The organism is Pseudoalteromonas umbrosa (genome assembly GCF_030125375.1).
Classification (GTDB): Bacteria; Pseudomonadota; Gammaproteobacteria; order Enterobacterales; family Alteromonadaceae; genus Pseudoalteromonas; species Pseudoalteromonas umbrosa.
On sequence record NZ_JASJUU010000004.1, the window covers coordinates 274,414 to 291,338 of the forward strand.

Annotated in this window: 19 protein-coding genes; 9 read left to right on the forward strand and 10 right to left on the reverse strand. The window is 41.2% G+C overall.

The window, feature by feature from the left end; all coding sequences use genetic code 11:
• Positions 1-26 precede the first annotated feature (26 nt).
• A complete protein-coding gene (gene ispB, locus QNM16_RS16115; RefSeq protein ID WP_284021463.1) occupies positions 27-1,001 on the reverse strand; it encodes an octaprenyl diphosphate synthase in 975 nt (324 codons plus the stop codon).
• A gap of 378 nt (positions 1,002-1,379) precedes the next feature.
• Here ispB and rplU point away from each other — a divergent pair, with 378 nt between their 5' ends.
• The 7 genes from rplU to galU all read left to right on the forward strand — a co-directional run bounded on the left by rplU (position 1,380) and on the right by galU (position 5,858).
• Positions 1,380-1,691 (forward strand): 50S ribosomal protein L21, encoded by a 312-nt coding sequence (gene rplU / locus QNM16_RS16120; RefSeq protein ID WP_023399739.1) that lies wholly within the window; start codon positions 1,380-1,382, stop codon positions 1,689-1,691.
• Positions 1,692-1,710: 19 nt separating this feature from the next.
• Entirely contained in the window at positions 1,711-1,968 is a 258-nt protein-coding gene (rpmA, locus tag QNM16_RS16125; protein ID WP_063361063.1) for a 50S ribosomal protein L27, read from the forward strand.
• A gap of 129 nt (positions 1,969-2,097) precedes the next feature.
• Positions 2,098-3,243, forward strand: a complete 1,146-nt coding sequence (gene cgtA / locus QNM16_RS16130) for an Obg family GTPase CgtA (RefSeq protein WP_284021464.1) — start codon at positions 2,098-2,100, stop codon at positions 3,241-3,243.
• Positions 3,244-3,294: 51 nt separating this feature from the next.
• On the forward strand, positions 3,295-3,786 hold the full coding sequence (gene folA / locus QNM16_RS16135) for a type 3 dihydrofolate reductase (RefSeq protein ID WP_284021465.1): 492 nt from the start codon (positions 3,295-3,297) through the stop codon (positions 3,784-3,786).
• 78 nt (positions 3,787-3,864) lie between these two features.
• The gene (locus QNM16_RS16140) at positions 3,865-4,239 is read left to right on the forward strand and encodes a DUF3718 domain-containing protein (RefSeq protein ID WP_237136974.1); all 375 of its coding nucleotides are present in this window, start codon (positions 3,865-3,867) and stop codon (positions 4,237-4,239) included.
• A 248-nt stretch (positions 4,240-4,487) separates the two neighbouring features.
• Positions 4,488-4,844, forward strand: coding sequence for a ribosome hibernation-promoting factor, HPF/YfiA family (hpf, locus tag QNM16_RS16145; RefSeq protein WP_063361059.1), 357 nt, complete (start codon positions 4,488-4,490; stop codon positions 4,842-4,844).
• Positions 4,845-4,982: 138 nt separating this feature from the next.
• Positions 4,983-5,858: a UTP--glucose-1-phosphate uridylyltransferase GalU gene (gene galU / locus QNM16_RS16150; protein ID WP_284021466.1), complete on the forward strand. Its 876-nt coding sequence runs from the start codon at positions 4,983-4,985 to the stop codon at positions 5,856-5,858.
• Between the two features lie 52 nt (positions 5,859-5,910).
• On the opposite strand, the gene QNM16_RS16155 is transcribed toward galU, so the two are convergent.
• The gene (locus tag QNM16_RS16155) at positions 5,911-6,588 is read right to left on the reverse strand and encodes a site-specific integrase (RefSeq protein WP_284021467.1); all 678 of its coding nucleotides are present in this window, start codon (positions 6,586-6,588) and stop codon (positions 5,911-5,913) included.
• A 129-nt stretch (positions 6,589-6,717) separates the two neighbouring features.
• Positions 6,718-6,981, reverse strand: a complete 264-nt coding sequence (locus tag QNM16_RS16160) for a ribbon-helix-helix domain-containing protein (protein ID WP_284021468.1) — start codon at positions 6,979-6,981, stop codon at positions 6,718-6,720.
• A 13-nt stretch (positions 6,982-6,994) separates the two neighbouring features.
• On the opposite strand from QNM16_RS16160, the gene QNM16_RS16165 reads away from it, so the two are divergent.
• Entirely contained in the window at positions 6,995-7,390 is a 396-nt protein-coding gene (locus tag QNM16_RS16165) for a VOC family protein (protein WP_284021469.1), read from the forward strand.
• Here the strand turns inward: QNM16_RS16165 and recG are convergent.
• From recG to asnC, 3 genes are all read right to left on the reverse strand, one after another.
• Positions 7,387-9,471: an ATP-dependent DNA helicase RecG gene (recG, locus tag QNM16_RS16170; RefSeq protein WP_284021470.1), complete on the reverse strand. Its 2,085-nt coding sequence runs from the start codon at positions 9,469-9,471 to the stop codon at positions 7,387-7,389. The two genes, QNM16_RS16165 and recG, sit on opposite strands and share 4 nt — an antisense overlap.
• Positions 9,472-9,479: 8 nt before the next feature.
• Positions 9,480-10,175: a tRNA (guanosine(18)-2'-O)-methyltransferase TrmH gene (gene trmH, locus QNM16_RS16175; RefSeq protein WP_284021471.1), complete on the reverse strand. Its 696-nt coding sequence runs from the start codon at positions 10,173-10,175 to the stop codon at positions 9,480-9,482.
• Between the two features lie 93 nt (positions 10,176-10,268).
• Positions 10,269-10,727, reverse strand: coding sequence for a transcriptional regulator AsnC (gene asnC / locus QNM16_RS16180; RefSeq protein ID WP_284021472.1), 459 nt, complete (start codon positions 10,725-10,727; stop codon positions 10,269-10,271).
• Positions 10,728-10,903: 176 nt separating this feature from the next.
• On the opposite strand from asnC, the gene asnA reads away from it, so the two are divergent.
• On the forward strand, positions 10,904-11,899 hold the full coding sequence (gene asnA / locus QNM16_RS16185; protein ID WP_284021473.1) for an aspartate--ammonia ligase: 996 nt from the start codon (positions 10,904-10,906) through the stop codon (positions 11,897-11,899).
• A 26-nt stretch (positions 11,900-11,925) separates the two neighbouring features.
• On the opposite strand, the gene QNM16_RS16190 is transcribed toward asnA, so the two are convergent.
• The 4 genes from QNM16_RS16190 to rpoZ form a co-directional block, all read right to left on the reverse strand.
• Positions 11,926-13,536, reverse strand: coding sequence for a DUF342 domain-containing protein (locus tag QNM16_RS16190; protein ID WP_284021474.1), 1,611 nt, complete (start codon positions 13,534-13,536; stop codon positions 11,926-11,928).
• 368 nt (positions 13,537-13,904) lie between these two features.
• A complete protein-coding gene (locus QNM16_RS16195) occupies positions 13,905-14,297 on the reverse strand; it encodes a RidA family protein (protein WP_039611920.1) in 393 nt (130 codons plus the stop codon).
• Between the two features lie 10 nt (positions 14,298-14,307).
• Entirely contained in the window at positions 14,308-16,410 is a 2,103-nt protein-coding gene (gene spoT / locus QNM16_RS16200; protein ID WP_237136983.1) for a bifunctional GTP diphosphokinase/guanosine-3',5'-bis pyrophosphate 3'-pyrophosphohydrolase, read from the reverse strand.
• A gap of 181 nt (positions 16,411-16,591) precedes the next feature.
• A complete protein-coding gene (gene rpoZ / locus QNM16_RS16205; RefSeq protein WP_063361048.1) occupies positions 16,592-16,867 on the reverse strand; it encodes a DNA-directed RNA polymerase subunit omega in 276 nt (91 codons plus the stop codon).
• Positions 16,868-16,925 lie beyond the last annotated feature (58 nt).

Genomic DNA, 16,925 nt, shown 5'->3' on the forward strand with positions numbered 1-16,925 from the left:
CCTAGGCAGCTTTTTTTATTTTCTTGTTAATACTCTCTATCTACAGAAAGTTTTGCCAATGCAATAAGCGCATCTTTAAACTGTGATTCTGCTAAGACGCTTAGTTGTGCTATTGCTTTTTCTGATTCTTGCTGGGCTTTTTGCATGGTTTTGTGTAGTGCTTGAGTGTCTTCAAGTGTCTGCAAAATATCAGACAAATTATCAATACCATTGCCGGATTCTATTGCTTCTCTAATCTGTACGACTTGAGTATCTGACCCAGATTTCATTGCGTAAATAAGCGGTAACGTAGGTTTGCCTTCAGCTAAATCATCACCGATGTTTTTGCCTAGTAATTCCGCGTTGGCGCTGTAATCAAGTACATCGTCAACTAATTGGAATGCAGTACCTAAGTGCATCCCATACAGCTTTAAAGCTTCTTTAACAGCTTGCGGCTGTTCGGAGACAACGGCGGGCAGCATAGTCGCAGCTTCAAATAATTTAGCAGTTTTACTATAAATTACCTGCATGTAGCTTTGTTCTGTGGTGTCAGGATCGTTGCAATTCATTAATTGCAGTACCTCACCCTCAGCAATAATATTGGTCGCATTGGCTAATATTTGCATTACTTCCATATTATTGAGGCCAACCATTAACTGGAAAGAGCGTGTATAAATAAAATCCCCAACAAGTACACTTGCTGCATTACCAAATTCAGCATTTGCTGTTGGTTCACCACGTCTTAAGTTAGATTCATCGACGACATCATCATGCAATAGGGTTGCCGTATGGATAAACTCGATTATGGTTGCTAAAGTGATATGCTTATTTTGGGCTTCAGCTTCAAGTGCCTTTGCAACCAATAATGTCAACATTGGCCTAATGCGTTTTCCACCGCTATTGACAATATACAAACCCAATTGATTTACCAACGCAACATCAGACTGCATTTGTTCGAAAATAAGTTGATTCACAGAGAGCATATCTTGCTCAATCAATGATTGGATAGTCTTAATATCCATAGTATACCGTGCTAAAGCCCCTGTTAGAGATAAACGCCGCAGATTGTACATTAAAATTTCAGTCGACTCGAATTTTATGCGTTATAGAGATATAAAAAATAGAAAATAGACTAAACCTTGACCGCTTTGAGTTTAATGTATACGCATTTGGGACTTGTCAAGTATTTTGGTTTAAAGTTTTTGCTGTAAAAAATAGTTTAGCAATCCGAACTTTTTAGCTAGAATAGGCAAAAATGAATTAATGCTCTCAAACAAGTCAATTTTTATTCATTATTTTGTCTTTAGGGTATTGCGTGGAGTTCGACATTAGCGTAAACTTCGCGCCCTATTGAAGAATATTAAGTTGCGTCGATTTGAGGGCGCACAACGGAGTTAATTATGTACGCGGTTTTCCAAAGTGGTGGTAAACAGCACCGTGTGACTGAAGGTCAAACAATTCGTCTAGAAAAATTAGACGTTGAGACTGGTGCATCAATTGAATTTGATTCAGTACTTCTAGTTGCTGATGGTGAGAAGATCGAGATCGGTGCACCATTCGTAAATGGCGGTAAGGTAACAGCTGAAGTTGTTTCTCACGGTCGTGGCGAGAAAATTAAGATTGTTAAGTTCAGACGTCGTAAGCATTCTCGTAAGCAGATGGGCCACCGTCAGTGGTTCACTGAAGTTAAAATCACTGGCATTAGCGCTTAATTTTTAGAGGTACAGAAAGATGGCACATAAGAAGGCAGCTGGTAGTACTCGTAACGGTCGCGATTCAGAAAGTAAACGCCTAGGTGTTAAGCGTTTTGGTGGCGAGTCAGTTTTAGCGGGTAACATCATTGTTCGTCAACGTGGTACTAGATTCCACGCTGGTTCTAACGCAGGTATCGGTAAAGACCACACTATCTTCGCAAAAGCAGATGGTAAAGTAGTTTTCGAAACTAAAGGTCCTTTAAACCGTAAATACGTTAGCATCGTTGCTGAGTAATCGGTAAAGATTGATAAAAACCCCGCTTAGGCGGGGTTTTTTGTTTTTATAGCTACATATTATTTATCAGCAGCTAAGCGTACCTTGCTATAATAGCTGTTGCTATTCCAATCCAGTAAGAGAGTAACCATGAAGTTTGTCGATGAAGTAGAGATCCGTGCTGAAGCCGGCGATGGCGGAAGCGGTGTTGTTTCGTTCCGTCGAGAGAAGTTTGTCCCAGATGGTGGTCCAGATGGCGGTGATGGTGGCGACGGCGGCAGTGTATTTTTAGAAGCCGATGAAAACCTCAATACTTTAATTGACTACCAATTTGAAAGATTCCACCGTGCAGAACGTGGTACAAATGGTCAAGGTCGCAATTGTACGGGTAAAAAAGGTACTGATTTAGTGTTGAAAGTACCTGTGGGTACTCGAGTTACTGATGTGGACACGCAAGAGAGTCTAGGTGATTTAACTCGCCATGGCCAAAAGTTATTAGTTGCTAAAGGTGGTTATCACGGTTTAGGTAATACACGCTTTAAATCAAGTACAAACCGAGCTCCAAGACAAAAAACATTAGGTACGCCAGGTGAAGTCAGAAACTTAAAGCTTGAGCTAATGTTATTAGCTGATGTTGGATTGCTTGGTTTACCTAATGCAGGTAAATCAACTTTTATACGTAGTGTATCTGCGGCTAAACCAAAAGTTGCTGATTATCCGTTTACGACTTTAGTTCCTAATCTTGGCGTCGTCAGACCTGAAGCCAATAAATCTTTTGTTATCGCTGATATTCCGGGATTGATCGAAGGTGCTTCAGATGGTGCAGGCCTAGGCATTCGATTCTTAAAACATTTAGAGCGCTGTCGAGTACTATTACACGTAGTAGATGTGATGCCGATAGACGGAACCGACCCTGTTGATAATGCATTTGCGATTATCAATGAGCTGCATCAGTATAGCCCTAAACTTGCGGAAAAACCTCGTTGGTTAGTACTTAATAAAATTGACTTATTAGCTGAAGATGAGTTGGAAGATGTGTGTGAGCGTATTGCTCAAGAGCTTGATGCTAATGAAGTTTACCGTATTTCAGCTGCAAATAAATTTAACACTCAGCAATTGTGTTACGATATTCAAGGCTTGTTAGATACCTTACCAAGAGATAAGTTTGATGAGGAACAACAGGAAGAAGTTGAATTCAAGTGGGATACTTATCATCGTCAGGCAACCCAAGAGAATGATGACTGGGATGACTGGGATGAAGATGACTACGATGTAGAAGTTATCTACGAAAGATAATTAAGGGCCGTGTGGCCCTTTTTTAATACAAAATAATTATTGGAGTATATTGTGGTTATATCAATGATAGCGGCTATGGCAAAGGATCGAATAATAGGTGATGACAATAAAATGCCTTGGCATCTACCTGCTGATCTGCAGCATTTTAAAAAAATTACGTTAGGTAAACCTGTGATTATGGGGCGTAAGACATTTGAATCGATTGGTCGTCCGTTGCCTGGTAGAAGAAATATTGTTATTACCAGAAATGCTCAGTATCAAGCTGAAGGTATAGAAACTGCATCTTCTACCGAAGAAGCGCTTGCTTTGGTAGATAAAATAGACGAAGTCATGATCATTGGAGGTGGAAATATTTACAAACAGTTTCTACCATTATGTACAAAGCTGTATTTGACATACATTGATCTGGATATTGAAGGGGACACTCGATTTCCTGAATACACCTCTTCGGGCAATTGGGTAGAAGTGGAAAGTGAAGTCCACGAGCCAGATGATAGAAATAAATATCGTTATAAGTTCGTAACTTTGAATAAAGGATTATGACTTTGTTGCTAACAGTTGTGTGTGTTGCTACAATAGTGTTTGTCCTTATGTAATAAAAAAGTGCTAGGTGAATTGGCAATGAAATTTGTACCTGTTTTGTTAAGTGTTTGTATTGGTTTGGGCGCGTTTTCTTTTAGTTCTGAGACTAAAGCAAACGATCAATTGGCTGTTACATTATGCGAGTACATCGCTGTTGATGATAAAGGTCGAGTTCGTAAAGCGCTGAAAAGTTCACGTGTAAAAGTGCGTAACATTTTTGGTTCAATCCAATGTAATGGCAATAATATTCTTCGCCATGCAATTGCAAGTAATGCTGTTGAGACGGGCAAGCTTATTGTCAAAGGTTTGCCTAAAAGTGCACTTTCAGACGGTGCAGACATTGCTTGGGCTGAAAGCAATGGACATGGTGCTTCACCGCTAATTGCAGAAATTAAGAAAAGAGCTGGTTTATAATTTAGCACTTATTCTTACTGTAGAAAAAGCTCCCATTTTGGGGGCTTTTTTAGTATCTGTAGACCTCCTCAAAACTTAATTATTGAATAATAAAACCAAGCGCTTTATGAGTGCTAGATACCAATGTTGCAATATGACCTAAATCAAATAGATAACTACATCATGACATTTTTCTTAATTTAGACCTTGAGAATTGGAGGGTCTGCTCCAATACTTATTTATAGGGTAAATAAAAAAAGGAAGATCCTATGAAGATTAATCTTTCTGGTCATCATGTTGATATGACAGATGCAGTGAAACAACACGTACAAGAAAAGTTTTCAAAAATTGCCAACCATTTTCCTTCGTTGTTGTCACTAGATATTATAATCAGCAAGGAGCATAAAAAGTTCTACACGGAAATAAGTACAAATTATGCTGGCTCACGGATTTCTGTAAAGGGCGAAAACGACGTGATGTATCCAGCCATTGCTAACGCTGCAAAAAAATTGGATGCATCATTGAAGCATAGAAAAGGGCAGTTAAAAGCCAATAAACATGAAAAACCGGTTAGTACAACACCGCCCATTGCACACGAAATAATACAAGAAATGAATCTGAACTAACTTTTGAGGCCCTATTTTGGGCCTTTAATATATTCAACGTATCTTTGGGCTTTAATTTTTAACTAAACATTTCATTGAAATACTTTGTAATATAAAATTAGGGTCTAAGTAAAATTTACAATTCAATAGCGAACTTATATGAAAGCAGTGATACCTGTTGCGGGCTTGGGAACCCGCATGTTGCCGGCAACAAAGGCAATCCCAAAGGAAATGTTACCTATAGTGGATAAGCCACTTATTCAATATATCGTAAAGGAGTGTGTATCTGCTGGAGTAAAAGAAATCGTGCTTGTTACTCACTCTTCAAAAAATGCGATTGAAAATCATTTTGATACAAGCTTTGAGTTAGAAGCAACGCTTGAAAAGCGTGTAAAAAGAAAGTTATTAGATGAAATTCGTTCGATTTGCCCTGAAGACGTGACAATTATGCACGTTAGGCAAGGTGAGGCCAAAGGACTTGGACATGCAGTCTTGTGTGCAAAGCCTATAGTTGGTGATGATGATTTCATAGTTGTATTACCTGATGTGATTTTAGACGAATACAGTGCCGATCAGCGTAGCGAAAACTTAGCTGCCATGATTAAACGCTTTCAAGAAAATGGCAGCAGTCAAATTATGTTGGAGCCAGTACCTTATGAGGATGTCAGCAAATATGGTATCGCTGATATTAATGGTGTTGATTTATCGCCAGGACAAAGTACTGCTATCAAATCTATGGTTGAAAAACCTAATCAAGAGGAAGCGCCATCAAACTTAGCTGTAGTTGGGCGTTATGTCTTATCTAATAAAATTTGGCCGTTATTGAAAAAGACGCCTGTAGGTGCAGGAAGTGAGATCCAGCTGACAGATGCCATCGATATGTTAATGGAAACAGAAACCGTTGAGGCATTTCATATGAGTGGTATATCTCACGATTGTGGCGATAAGCTAGGCTATCTGAAGGCGATTGTTCAGTATGCTATGAAAGATGAAACGCTTGGCAATGAGTTCATTCAGTACATCAAATCATTATAAATAATAAAGTAAGCAGACTCTTTTAGAGTCTGCTTAAGACTAGACTGTGCGGTTAGTGGCGTTCGGTAAATCTTTTCCAAGTAATGTTGCTGTTTAACACTCTGACAGGCTTTACGACTCTGGCTAACAAGTCAACACTCGGTGCCTCAACGATTTCTCCGTTTTCTTTCAAGCCAAGCAAATAGCTCATAGCAGAACGATTCCCTAACTGAATCGCAGAAATATATATTTGCTGCTCAAAGTTCAATCTCAAGCTACTAATTGCAGTTTTAAGACCTTGTTGATCAATATTTGGTAGACCGCATTTTTGCAAGTAACCTAAACGCTCACCTTCCCCAGAAAACCAGATCCGAACTTTTTCACTGTAACGATTTGATTTAGATGGTAGATCGAATAGTAACCTATCATGTCCTAACTCTTTCACAAGTTGAATGTAGTGTTCCAATCCCGCATGCCATAACGCGCTATGGATTGGCACTATTCTAGGCTGTATCTTTCCATGAGTATGAAATTTAAAGGTATGGATTGACTCTATGGTGTCTATATCATTTAAAGTGAGGTTGCCAAGCTCATCGCTATAAGCGCCAGTATAGTAAGCGAGTAACGGAAGCCAAAAGTGCCAATGTTTAGGTTGTTCTCGTTTGAGCTTTTCATCGCCATAAATATAGCCATTAAATAGACTATATAGCTCCATGTGGGTAAAGGCGCGTCTGCCAAACTGAGGTTTCATAAGTCAGTGCTTTAGCTATTAAATATTTGGTAGACAAGTCTATAGCGTTTAATTGTAATGTGAAAGGACTATAAAAATTATTTATAAATCCTTATGTAGTAGTGGGTTACTACCATAGCTATCTATTTATTATGTACAATTTTCTAAGTAGGTGAGGCAAGATATTCGTAATAATGAAGCTAGGTTAGTTACTTTCCCATGTCTTTCAATAGACTCCTGATGCAGGGTGGAAATAAACTGTGCAAGTGTGGTGTGCTCTTGTGCTGCGATTTTTTCGAGTATCAACCAAACCTTATATTCAAGTGCTAAGCTCGTGACAGCCCCTTGTATACGAATAGACTTTTTAGTGACTTGATATAATTCAGGTGTTTGAGATGCGTAAAGTTCGCACATATAGGGAGCTCCCATGGCTAAAATGATACATTCAATGATTCGAGTACAAGACTTATCAAAATCAGTGCAATTCTATCACGAACTTTTTGATTTAGAGGTAAAAAGGCAGGTAGATTTTGATGACTTTTCGCTCACTTATTTAGCTAATAAAGAGACCTGCTTTGAGCTTGAGCTAACATATAATCATGATAACGAAAAAGCATATGAACTGGGTAATGGGTATGGTCATTTGGCTTTTTGTGCTGAGGATATTGAGTCAATATGGCGTATAGCAAGTTTGCATGACTACTGTCCGTCAGACATTAAATCACTGCATCATAAAGGCAAATTAGTGGCGCGATTCTTTTTTGTTGCAGATCCCGATGGTTATCAAGTCGAAGTAATTGAAAGAAATGAAACATATTTTTAAGCCATTGCGAATTCACCTCGGTTTCCCATCCAACGTAGGATCAAAGGGTCTACACTATCTTGGTATTGATTGAGTAATGAAAATGCAAGCGCACGAATACTGGGTAGCATATGTTTATCACGAGTTAAATCTGCAACTTTTAAATCAACAAGTCCTGTCTGCTTGGTACCAAGTACCTCACCCGGCCCTCTTATTTCTAAATCTTTTTCAGCAATGACGAACCCATCATTGCTATCTCTGAGCACGCCCAGCCTTTTCTGAGCTGTGTTAGACAGTGGTGCGTGATATAGCAGTAGGCAATGAGAAGCTATGTCGCCACGTCCGACCCGACCTCTAAGTTGGTGTAGTTGAGCAAGTCCAAGGCGTTCTGGGTTTTCAATAATTATTAGGCTGGCATTAGGGACATCAACGCCCACTTCTATCACGGTTGTTGCAACGAGTACATGATACGTACCAGCTTTAAAGTCTGCCATGATTTGTTGTTTTTCTTGGGCTTTCATACGGCCGTGCACGAGTGCTATTTTCAACTCTGGCAGTAATTTGGTCAGCTGCTCTGCCGTATCTTCCGCGGCTTGACATTGCAGCACTTCAGATTCATCAATGAGGGTGCATACCCAATAAACTTGCCTACTTTGTTCGAGACATGCGCTTTTGACTCGCTCTATAACTTCATCGCGGCGGGTATCTGGCACTGCAACGGTTGTAATAGGAGTTCTACCAGGAGGGAGTTCATCTATAACTGAAGTCTCCAAGTCTGCATAGGCTGTCATGGCTAGCGTACGCGGGATAGGTGTCGCCGTCATCACCAACTGGTGTGGGTAGCAATCGCCAAATTTGCCTTTTTCTCTAAGTGATAGACGCTGATGTACGCCAAACCTGTGTTGTTCATCAATAATGATAAGCGCTAGATTTGAGAATATCACCTGTTCTTGAAATAGGGCGTGTGTGCCTACCACCATTTGAGCTTGTCCAGAGGCGATTTTTTCAAGCGTTTCTTTGCGTTCTTTTCCTTTGGTTTTTCCACCTAGCCAGCATGTTTCAATTCCTAATGCAGTAAACCAGTTCGTGAAGTTGAGCGCGTGTTGCTCTGATAGGATCTCTGTAGGGGCCATTAAAGCAACTTGATAACCTTTTGATATTGCCGTTAATGCGCTAAGCGCTGCGACTAAGGTTTTACCTGAACCTACATCACCTTGTACTAGGCGAAGCATCGGCTCTGGCTTTTGTAAATCCTGCTTTATCTCACTGACAACTCTGCTTTGTGCATTGGTTGGCTTAAATGAAAGCTGGGCCAAAAACTCAGTTTCTAATGGGTTACTAGGCGCCAGTGCAATTGCTTTGACGGCTTGGCTTTTTTTCCTGAGCTTTAATAAGCTTAAGTTTTGTGCCAGCAGTTCTTCAAAGGCAAGGCGCTGTTGTGCAGGGTGCTGTCCTAATTCCAATTGGCTTAAATCAACGTCGTGTGCAGGCGAGTGTAACAACAGTAGCGCGTCTTTGAGGCTTAATTGATTAGGCCTGAATTGAGCTGGCAAATGGTCTTCAATATCATATTTTTGCAGTAATTTTACTGCTTGCTCTGCAATTGCTCGTATGCTGAGCTGCTTAAGCCCTTCGGTTGTTGGGTACACTGGGGTGAGTGTGTCATCGGCAGCGTTATTATCTTGCAGCGTATCCTTGATACTATACTCAGGGTGTGCCATTTCAAGGCCTACTCGACCACGGCGAGCCTCACCAAAGCAGCGCATGATTTTACCAGGCTGCATGGCATTTTTTTGTGCCGCGGAAAAATTGAAAAAGCGCAGTGTGAGCCTGCCTGTACCATCGTTAATTTGGCATACAAGCATACGGCGTTTACCAAAAGTGATGTTTGCCTGCTCAATCTCTCCTTCTACACTGACGTGCATATGCGGCATTAATGTCGCGATGGAATAGGTTTTTGCTCTATCTTCGTACCGTAATGGCAAGTGAAATAGCATATCTTGAACACTTGCTATACCTAATTTAGCTAACTTCTCAGCAGCTTTAGGACCAACACCTTTTAAATCTGTAATGGGGTAATTAGCTAAATTAGGGGCTGACATGAGTATCCTTACTTTTTACTAAATTTGAGCGTATTCCAAAATGCATCGTCAGCGATGATTTCGCCATCTTCATCTAATTCGGGGTAGGGAAGCCCTTTTTCATTACAGCGGTTTGCAATAATTGGGTGGCATCCTTCAAAAAGGAGTGTGTGCTTTACTTTCGGGTCCAACATGCCTTTACGCTGGTACATGCCTGCTTCCTCGCGTTGCCTTTGCGCTTCGTAGAGAATGAGCGCTGCCGCAACAGACACATTTAATGACTGTACCATGCCAGCCATTGGAATGACGATATGCTGGTCAGCATGCTCAAGCGCCCTATCGGATATACCTAAACGTTCTTGACCAACAATCACAGCAGTTGGTTTGGTGTAGTCAATTTCTCTAAAGTCGACGGCGGTATCACTTAAATTGGTAGCAAGTAATTGGATCCCCGGGTTTTGCTCTCTGATTTTGGCAACAGCTTGGTCGATATCATCGTGCATTTGCGTGTCGACCCAATTTTTGCTGCCACCAGAGGTGTTGTTGGTTAAGCGTCTTTGATCTTGCGGCCATACGGCGTGAACATAGTGACAGCCAACAGCATCAGCTGTTCGTACGATAGCGGATAGATTATGGTGTTTGTGCACTTCATCGAGGCACACAGTCAAATCCGTTTGTCGTTGTTCCAATATTCGTTTTACGCGCTGAAAGCGATTTTCTTTCATCAAGGACTGCTCTTAAATACAATATTGTAGCCATTATACCAAAATAATCACTGTATAAGTACACACCTATTTGACCTCAAAATTAACTAAACTCTATGGTTGTATCTCACGCATAATTGGTGCTTGCAAAGAGATGAGTGTCTCGGTTGATTGAATGGCCTCAATCGATTGTATTTTATTGACAAGCACATCATGCAAATGGTCCATAGACTGACTTAAAACCTTGATAAAAATACTGTAGTTACCAGTTGTATAATAGGCTTCGACAACTTCCTCAAAACTTTCTAATTGTGCAATAGTTTCTTGGTAATCTCTCGCATGCTTGAGGTTAATACCAATAAAGCAACACACATCATAGCCAAGTTTTTTTGCATTGATGCAGACTTTCGTCCCTGTGATGATCCCAGCTTGCTTCATCTTTTCGACACGAACATGAATCGTACCTGCACTCACAGAAAAACGTTTTGCCAATTCGGCATAGGGAATTCTGGCGTCATTCATTAGCGCCTGCAAAATGGATTTATCGAGATTATCGATCTGATAATTTTCCATGGTTATTGTTACCTGAAATTATTGATTCCTTAAATATATAGCACTTTTTTTATTGTTTGAAGTTGCTTTTCAGTATTTTTGTTTTTGAATATTGAATTTTATCTAAAATTTGTTGACGATGGATATATCAGATAATTAATACACAGAATCATCAAAAATTTGGAATGGGGATCAACATGAAAGCACAATACTTAAAAACACAGCAGCAAATCGCTCGCGTAAAAAGCATTTTTTCAGCACAGTTAACTGAGCAACTAGGCTTAGTGGAAGTACAAGCACCTATACTGGCAAAGGTTGGGGATGGTATTCAAGACAACTTAAGCGGTACTGAAAAAGCGGTATCAGTGAAAGTGAAAACGCTTGCTGACAGTGAGTTTGAAGTTGTTCATTCTTTAGCTAAATGGAAGCGTAAAACGTTGGGAGATTATGGTTTTGAGGTGGGTGAGGGTTTATACACTCACATGAAAGCACTGCGCCCAGATGAGGAGCGTTTATCGCCTATTCATTCAGTGTTTGTTGATCAGTGGGATTGGGAAAAAGTCATTTGCGGTGATTCACAACGTAACCTTGCTGCACTGAAAGAGACTGTTCAAACACTATATCAGTGCATCAAGCACACTGAGAAAACCATTTCTAAAGAGTTTGGTACAGACGTGTTTTTACCTGAGAAAATCACATTTGTTCATGCCGAAGAGCTAAGAGCTATGTACCCTGACTTTACAGCAAAGCAGCGGGAAAAAGCGATTGCTCAAGAATATGGCGCGGTATTTTTAATTGGTATTGGTGGCGAGCTAGGTGATGGTAAAATCCATGATGTACGCGCGCCGGACTATGACGATTGGTCAACGGCAACATGTGAAAAATACCAAGGTCTAAACGGTGATATTATTGTTTGGAACTCGGTTCTTGAAGATGCATTTGAGATTTCATCAATGGGTATCAGAGTGTCACCTGATTCTCTGGCACACCAGTTAGAGGTAAGTGATGCGCAAGAGAGACTTGAATTTGATTGGCACAAAGCGCTGCTTGCAGGTGAGTTACCTCAGACCATTGGCGGTGGCATAGGTCAATCTCGTTTAGTGATGCTGTTATTGCAAAAGCAGCACATTGCGCAAGTTCAGGTAGGTGTATGGCCAGAAGCGCTTAAGCAAGATATTGAAGGCGTACTTTAATTGACTTAAGAGGGGAGGGCTCCCCTCTAAATTTTAAATTCTATCTCTATTTGCCCATCTGCCAATTTTGCTGTGCAAGGTGGGTAACTCCGGTTGGTGGTATAGGTTTTGTCAAAAATATGAATTTCAACACCGGAATGTAGTGCAGACGTTGCTTGTAGCTGTGTACCTTCAAGTAATTCATGAAGCGTATGATCCAACTCACTGAGTTTATTTTCAAGTGCTTCAGCTTGCTGACAATAATGGATTTGCGTGGCACTGATTTTGGCCATGAGCATTTTCTTTTTTTCGATATCTTTGAGTTGTTCGGCTTTTTCGACTGCTTTTTGTAAATTTTCTAATTGCTCGTCTGTGTCGCCTAAGTCGCGTATACATTGGTCGGTTTTATTGGTAATTTCGACGCCTGAATTGGCAAGGTATACGGACATAGTCGCCCCAGAAGGACTACCTATTTCGCCCGCTGTGACAGATTGCGCATCAAATACGGTTCCGCCAATTAATTTACCCCGAGGATTGTCTTCTAAGCCAACGCGAATTGTTCTGAGTGCCTTGATATCACAGTGGTTTGCTTGTTTTTGAATATAGATATTACGGGCTTCTAAATAAGTGTATTGGCCGTGGACTATATTGATATTTCCTTTGGCAATGAGTTTGCAGGTTAAACTTTGATCATTATCGCTGTGATCAAGGTGACCAATGACGCCGCCGCGTACTTCTATATTTCCTTCGCTGATAATTTCACCGGACTCGACTGTGCCCATGATAGTAATGTCACCACTGGCTTTGACTTTCATGCCAGGTTCGACGTTATGGGTGACAATCACGCTGCCGCTAAATTCTATATGGCCAGATTTCACATTCACATCTGCAATGGTAAATATGTCGTCGACTCGCATACCGTTTTGAATCTCTGACGGGCAGCCTGCAATAGTTGAAATCAGCTCGAGTGGATTGGTTGGTGAGATTTCCGTGCCTTCACCCGCAACTAGTTGAAATGATTCACCAGGCACAGGGGTAATGCTATCCCCTGTTACTGTGAAACCTTCTTTGCCAGGAGTGGCGGGGCGCTGAGTAATGAGTAGTGTCCCAGGAGAGACACTTGAGAGCGCGCCAAAGTCGCGCATGTCTACAGTACCGTCCTCTCTTAATTTTGGCTGCTTTAAACGCTCTTTTAGTGTTAAAACGTGTGATATTAGCTTGGCTGGTAGGCCATTTTCAGGAGGACGACCTTGGGCAATAATACCGCTATGCTCGGTACCAGGAGGCGCGTCAAATTGCTTTGCGAGTAGCTTTTCTAAAAAAGCTTGCTTGTACCCTCTACAAACCCCAGCTTTAACAATTATTTTTTTAGCTTGCTCTAGGCTGATAAGGCTACCGCCTTGTGCCGTTGTAATGGTGGCAGAGGCTTGCATTTTGTCTTCGGAAATTGAAATTTTTAACTGCGCGTGCTTTTGCTTTGCGACTAGCAGCTGCTGCTCTGATACCTCACTTTGAAAGTAAGCAGCTATTGAATCATGATCGACTTCACAATCGGCATAGGGAGAACACTCAAGCGCCTCGACAATGAACGCCTGACTGGGGGGGGTTGCAGAAGCAACGTCCATTAAAATTTGGCCATTTTTAGTGACTTTAAACACAGACTATTCCTTATAGACCGAGCGGCTCAAAACTGAGCTCACACTTAAACTTACCCTTTGCGCTGTGATTGCAGCGCATGTGCGCTTATTAGCAATGAATTAGTTAGTATTAGTATGACAATCAAAAATTCAATAAATTCCGAGCGTCCATTTTATGTCATCATTTCTTATGATTAGGCTGACTCAAAGCATTTTATTTTTGCCGTTCGTGTTATCAGCTTGCTTAATTAATATTATGTAGTCAAGCTGTTAAGATCAAAGTTGATGGGCTATTTTTAGAAGATTTTTCAATGTATGGCGTTATGTAAGTTGTACGCAAATGAAAAAGGCCTACTAGGTTAGGCCTTTTATTGAGTGATAAGTCACCGTTAATTCATTGATGGTAACTCCATAATACCGTCAATTTCAATTTGTACATTTTTTGGCAACTCTTTCACACCAATAGCTGCACGGGCAGGGTAAGGTGTTTTGAAGTACTGGCTCATAATTTCATTCACTGTGGCAAAATTGCTTAAATCCGTCATGAAAATATTCACTTTCACCATATCTTGCAACTGTCCGCCTGCCGCTTCACATACTGCGGTTAAGTTTTTAAACACTTGATGTGTTTGCTCTGCAAAATCTTCAGAGATAACTTCCATTGTATTTGGCACCAGCGGGATCTGGCCCGATAGGTATACAGCAGTACCTACTTTGATTGCTTGGTTGTATGTACCGATCGCAGCAGGTGCTTGATCGGTTGAAATAATTGCTTTATTCATAATAACTTCCTTAGCGCTTTCTATATACACGCTGCACATCAGGCATAACGCGGATCTTGCGCATAATATTGGCGACGTGAATTCTATCTTTTACTGTCACGCCCAAATCAATAATATATAAATTACTCTCTTTTTCTTCTGTGGCTATCTCAACAATATTAGCTTGTGCACTGGCAACCACATTGGTTAATTTGGCAAGCGCACCTTGGTGGTTGATGATCTCTACTCTCAGTGCTGCAATGTATTCTTTCTCGGGATTGTCTTCCCATTTTACAACGCAGTACTTCGCACGTTCACCTTCCCAGCCTTTGATATTTCGGCATTCTTGTCTGTGCACCATCAAGCCTTTACCTTGACTGACATAGGCTGCAATTGCATCACCTGGCACAGGTCGGCAACACTTAGCGTAAGTCACCAGCATACCTTCAGTACCAATAATCGCAGCTTTGGCTTGTTTGGCAAGGCTTTCGAGTCCGTCATCAGCCTGAAGTAAACGTTTGGCAATTAATACACTCATGATATTGCCATTACCTATTTCCACAAGTAGCTCTAGTAGTGTATTGAGATTATGCTCTTCTAAAACACGTTCAATCTGCTCGGTTGGAATGTCATCGAGTTTTTGCTCACCCAGTGCTGAGTCAAGCAAGCGTCTGCCTAATTGAATAGACTCTTCTTGGTGCTGGCTCTTGAGGTAATTGCGAACGCCTAAACGCGCTTTACCGGTCACAATAAAGTTAAGCCAAGTTGCATTTGGGTGTGCCCCAGAACTGGTGATAACTTCAACGGTTTGCCCAGTATCTAATGCTTTACTTAATGGATATGGTTTACGGTTTACCCTTGCTCCGACGCAAGTGTTACCCACATCGGTATGTACAGCATAGGCAAAATCAACAGCCGTTGCGCCCATGGGTAGCTCAACAATGCGACCATCAGGAGTAAATACATAGATTTCTTCTGGGAAAAGTTCTGTTTTTACGTTTTCAACAAACTCAAAAGAAGAGCCTGCACTTTGTTGCAGTTCAAGTAAGCTCTGCATCCATTGGCGTGCACGTTGCTGCGCAGTATGACCTGCACTGTCACCTGACTTTTTATACATCCAATGTGCAGCAACCCCTTTGTCTGCCATATGGTCCATGTCATGTGTTCTAATTTGAATTTCGACAGGGATACCGTGCGGGCCGACTAGAGAGGTGTGCAATGACTGGTAACCATTGGTTTTAGGGACTGCGATGTAGTCTTTAAAGCGTGTTTCAATTGGCTTATATAGGTTATGCGCAACGCCAAGGACTCGGTAACAGGTATCGATATTATCGACATTAATGCGAAACGCATAGATATCCATGACTTCATTGAATAACAGCTCTTTATTAAGCATTTTTTTATAAATACTATATAAGTGCTTTTCACGCCCCTTAACGGAAGCGGTGATGCCGCTTTCTTCTAAGCGAGACTCTATCTCGGTTTGAATATTACTGATCACTTCTTTGCGGTTACCACGTGCTTTGGCGACTTCTGACTTAAGTGCGCGGTGACGCATTGGGTAGAGCGCTTGAAAACCCAAGTCCTCTAGCTCATTTTTGATATCATGTATACCTAAGCGATTGGCAATTGGCGCGAATATTTCAAGCGTTTCTCTTGCAATTCTGCGGCGTTTTTCAGGTCTTAAAAACCCTAACGTGCGCATATTATGTGTTCTATCCGCAAGCTTGATAAGAATGACGCGAATATCCTGTGTCATTGCCATGATCATTTTGCGATAGTTTTCAGCTTGAAATTCTTTTTTGTCTTTAAAATCGAGCTTATCTAATTTACTTACACCCGCAACAAGTTCGGCAACGGTCTCGCCAAAGATTTCAGCCAGATCCGCCTGACTAAAATCAGTATCTTCAATGACGTCATGCATTAATGCAGCCATGAGGGTCTCATGGTCTAACTTCATGCTGGCAAGTATCTGCGTCACTTCAACAGGGTGAGTGATATAAGGTTCACCACTTGAGCGCGTTTGCCCTTCGTGCGCTTCACGCGCAACAACATAGGCTTTTTGCACCAATTCCACATCTTCAGGTGCTAGGTACTCTGAGATTTTTTTCTTGAGGCCTTCAAATAGATACATTCACACTCCAATGTTCCAGTGAAGTTAATAGATAGTTATTATTGAATATACGATGAATTGGCTCGGAAGCCAACGCAAAGGCGTGATGCTTTTGCAAATAATGAAAAAAAACGCCAGCTTTGAGCTGGCGTTATATCAAACTTTACTTAGACAGGGCATTTAAAGCCGTCTAGAAGTTTATTTAGCGGTTACCACCAACAATAGCTGCAACTGCTGCAAGCTCTGCTGCTTCTTGGTTCTGCTGCTCTTCACGGTCGATTACGTCAAGAGAGTCTGTTGTTACAAGACCTTCTTCGATTTCACGTAGCGCGATAACGGTTGGCTTGTCATTTTCAGCCTCAACCATAGGGTCTTTGCCACCAACAGAAATCTGACGAGCGCGACGCGCTGCAACAAGGATTAAATCGAAACGGTTACCAATTTTATCTACTGCATCTTCTACAGTTACGCGAGCCATCGAAGCACTCCAAAAAATTATACATTTAGCAAAGGGCTAGTTTACTTCAATCAGCCGT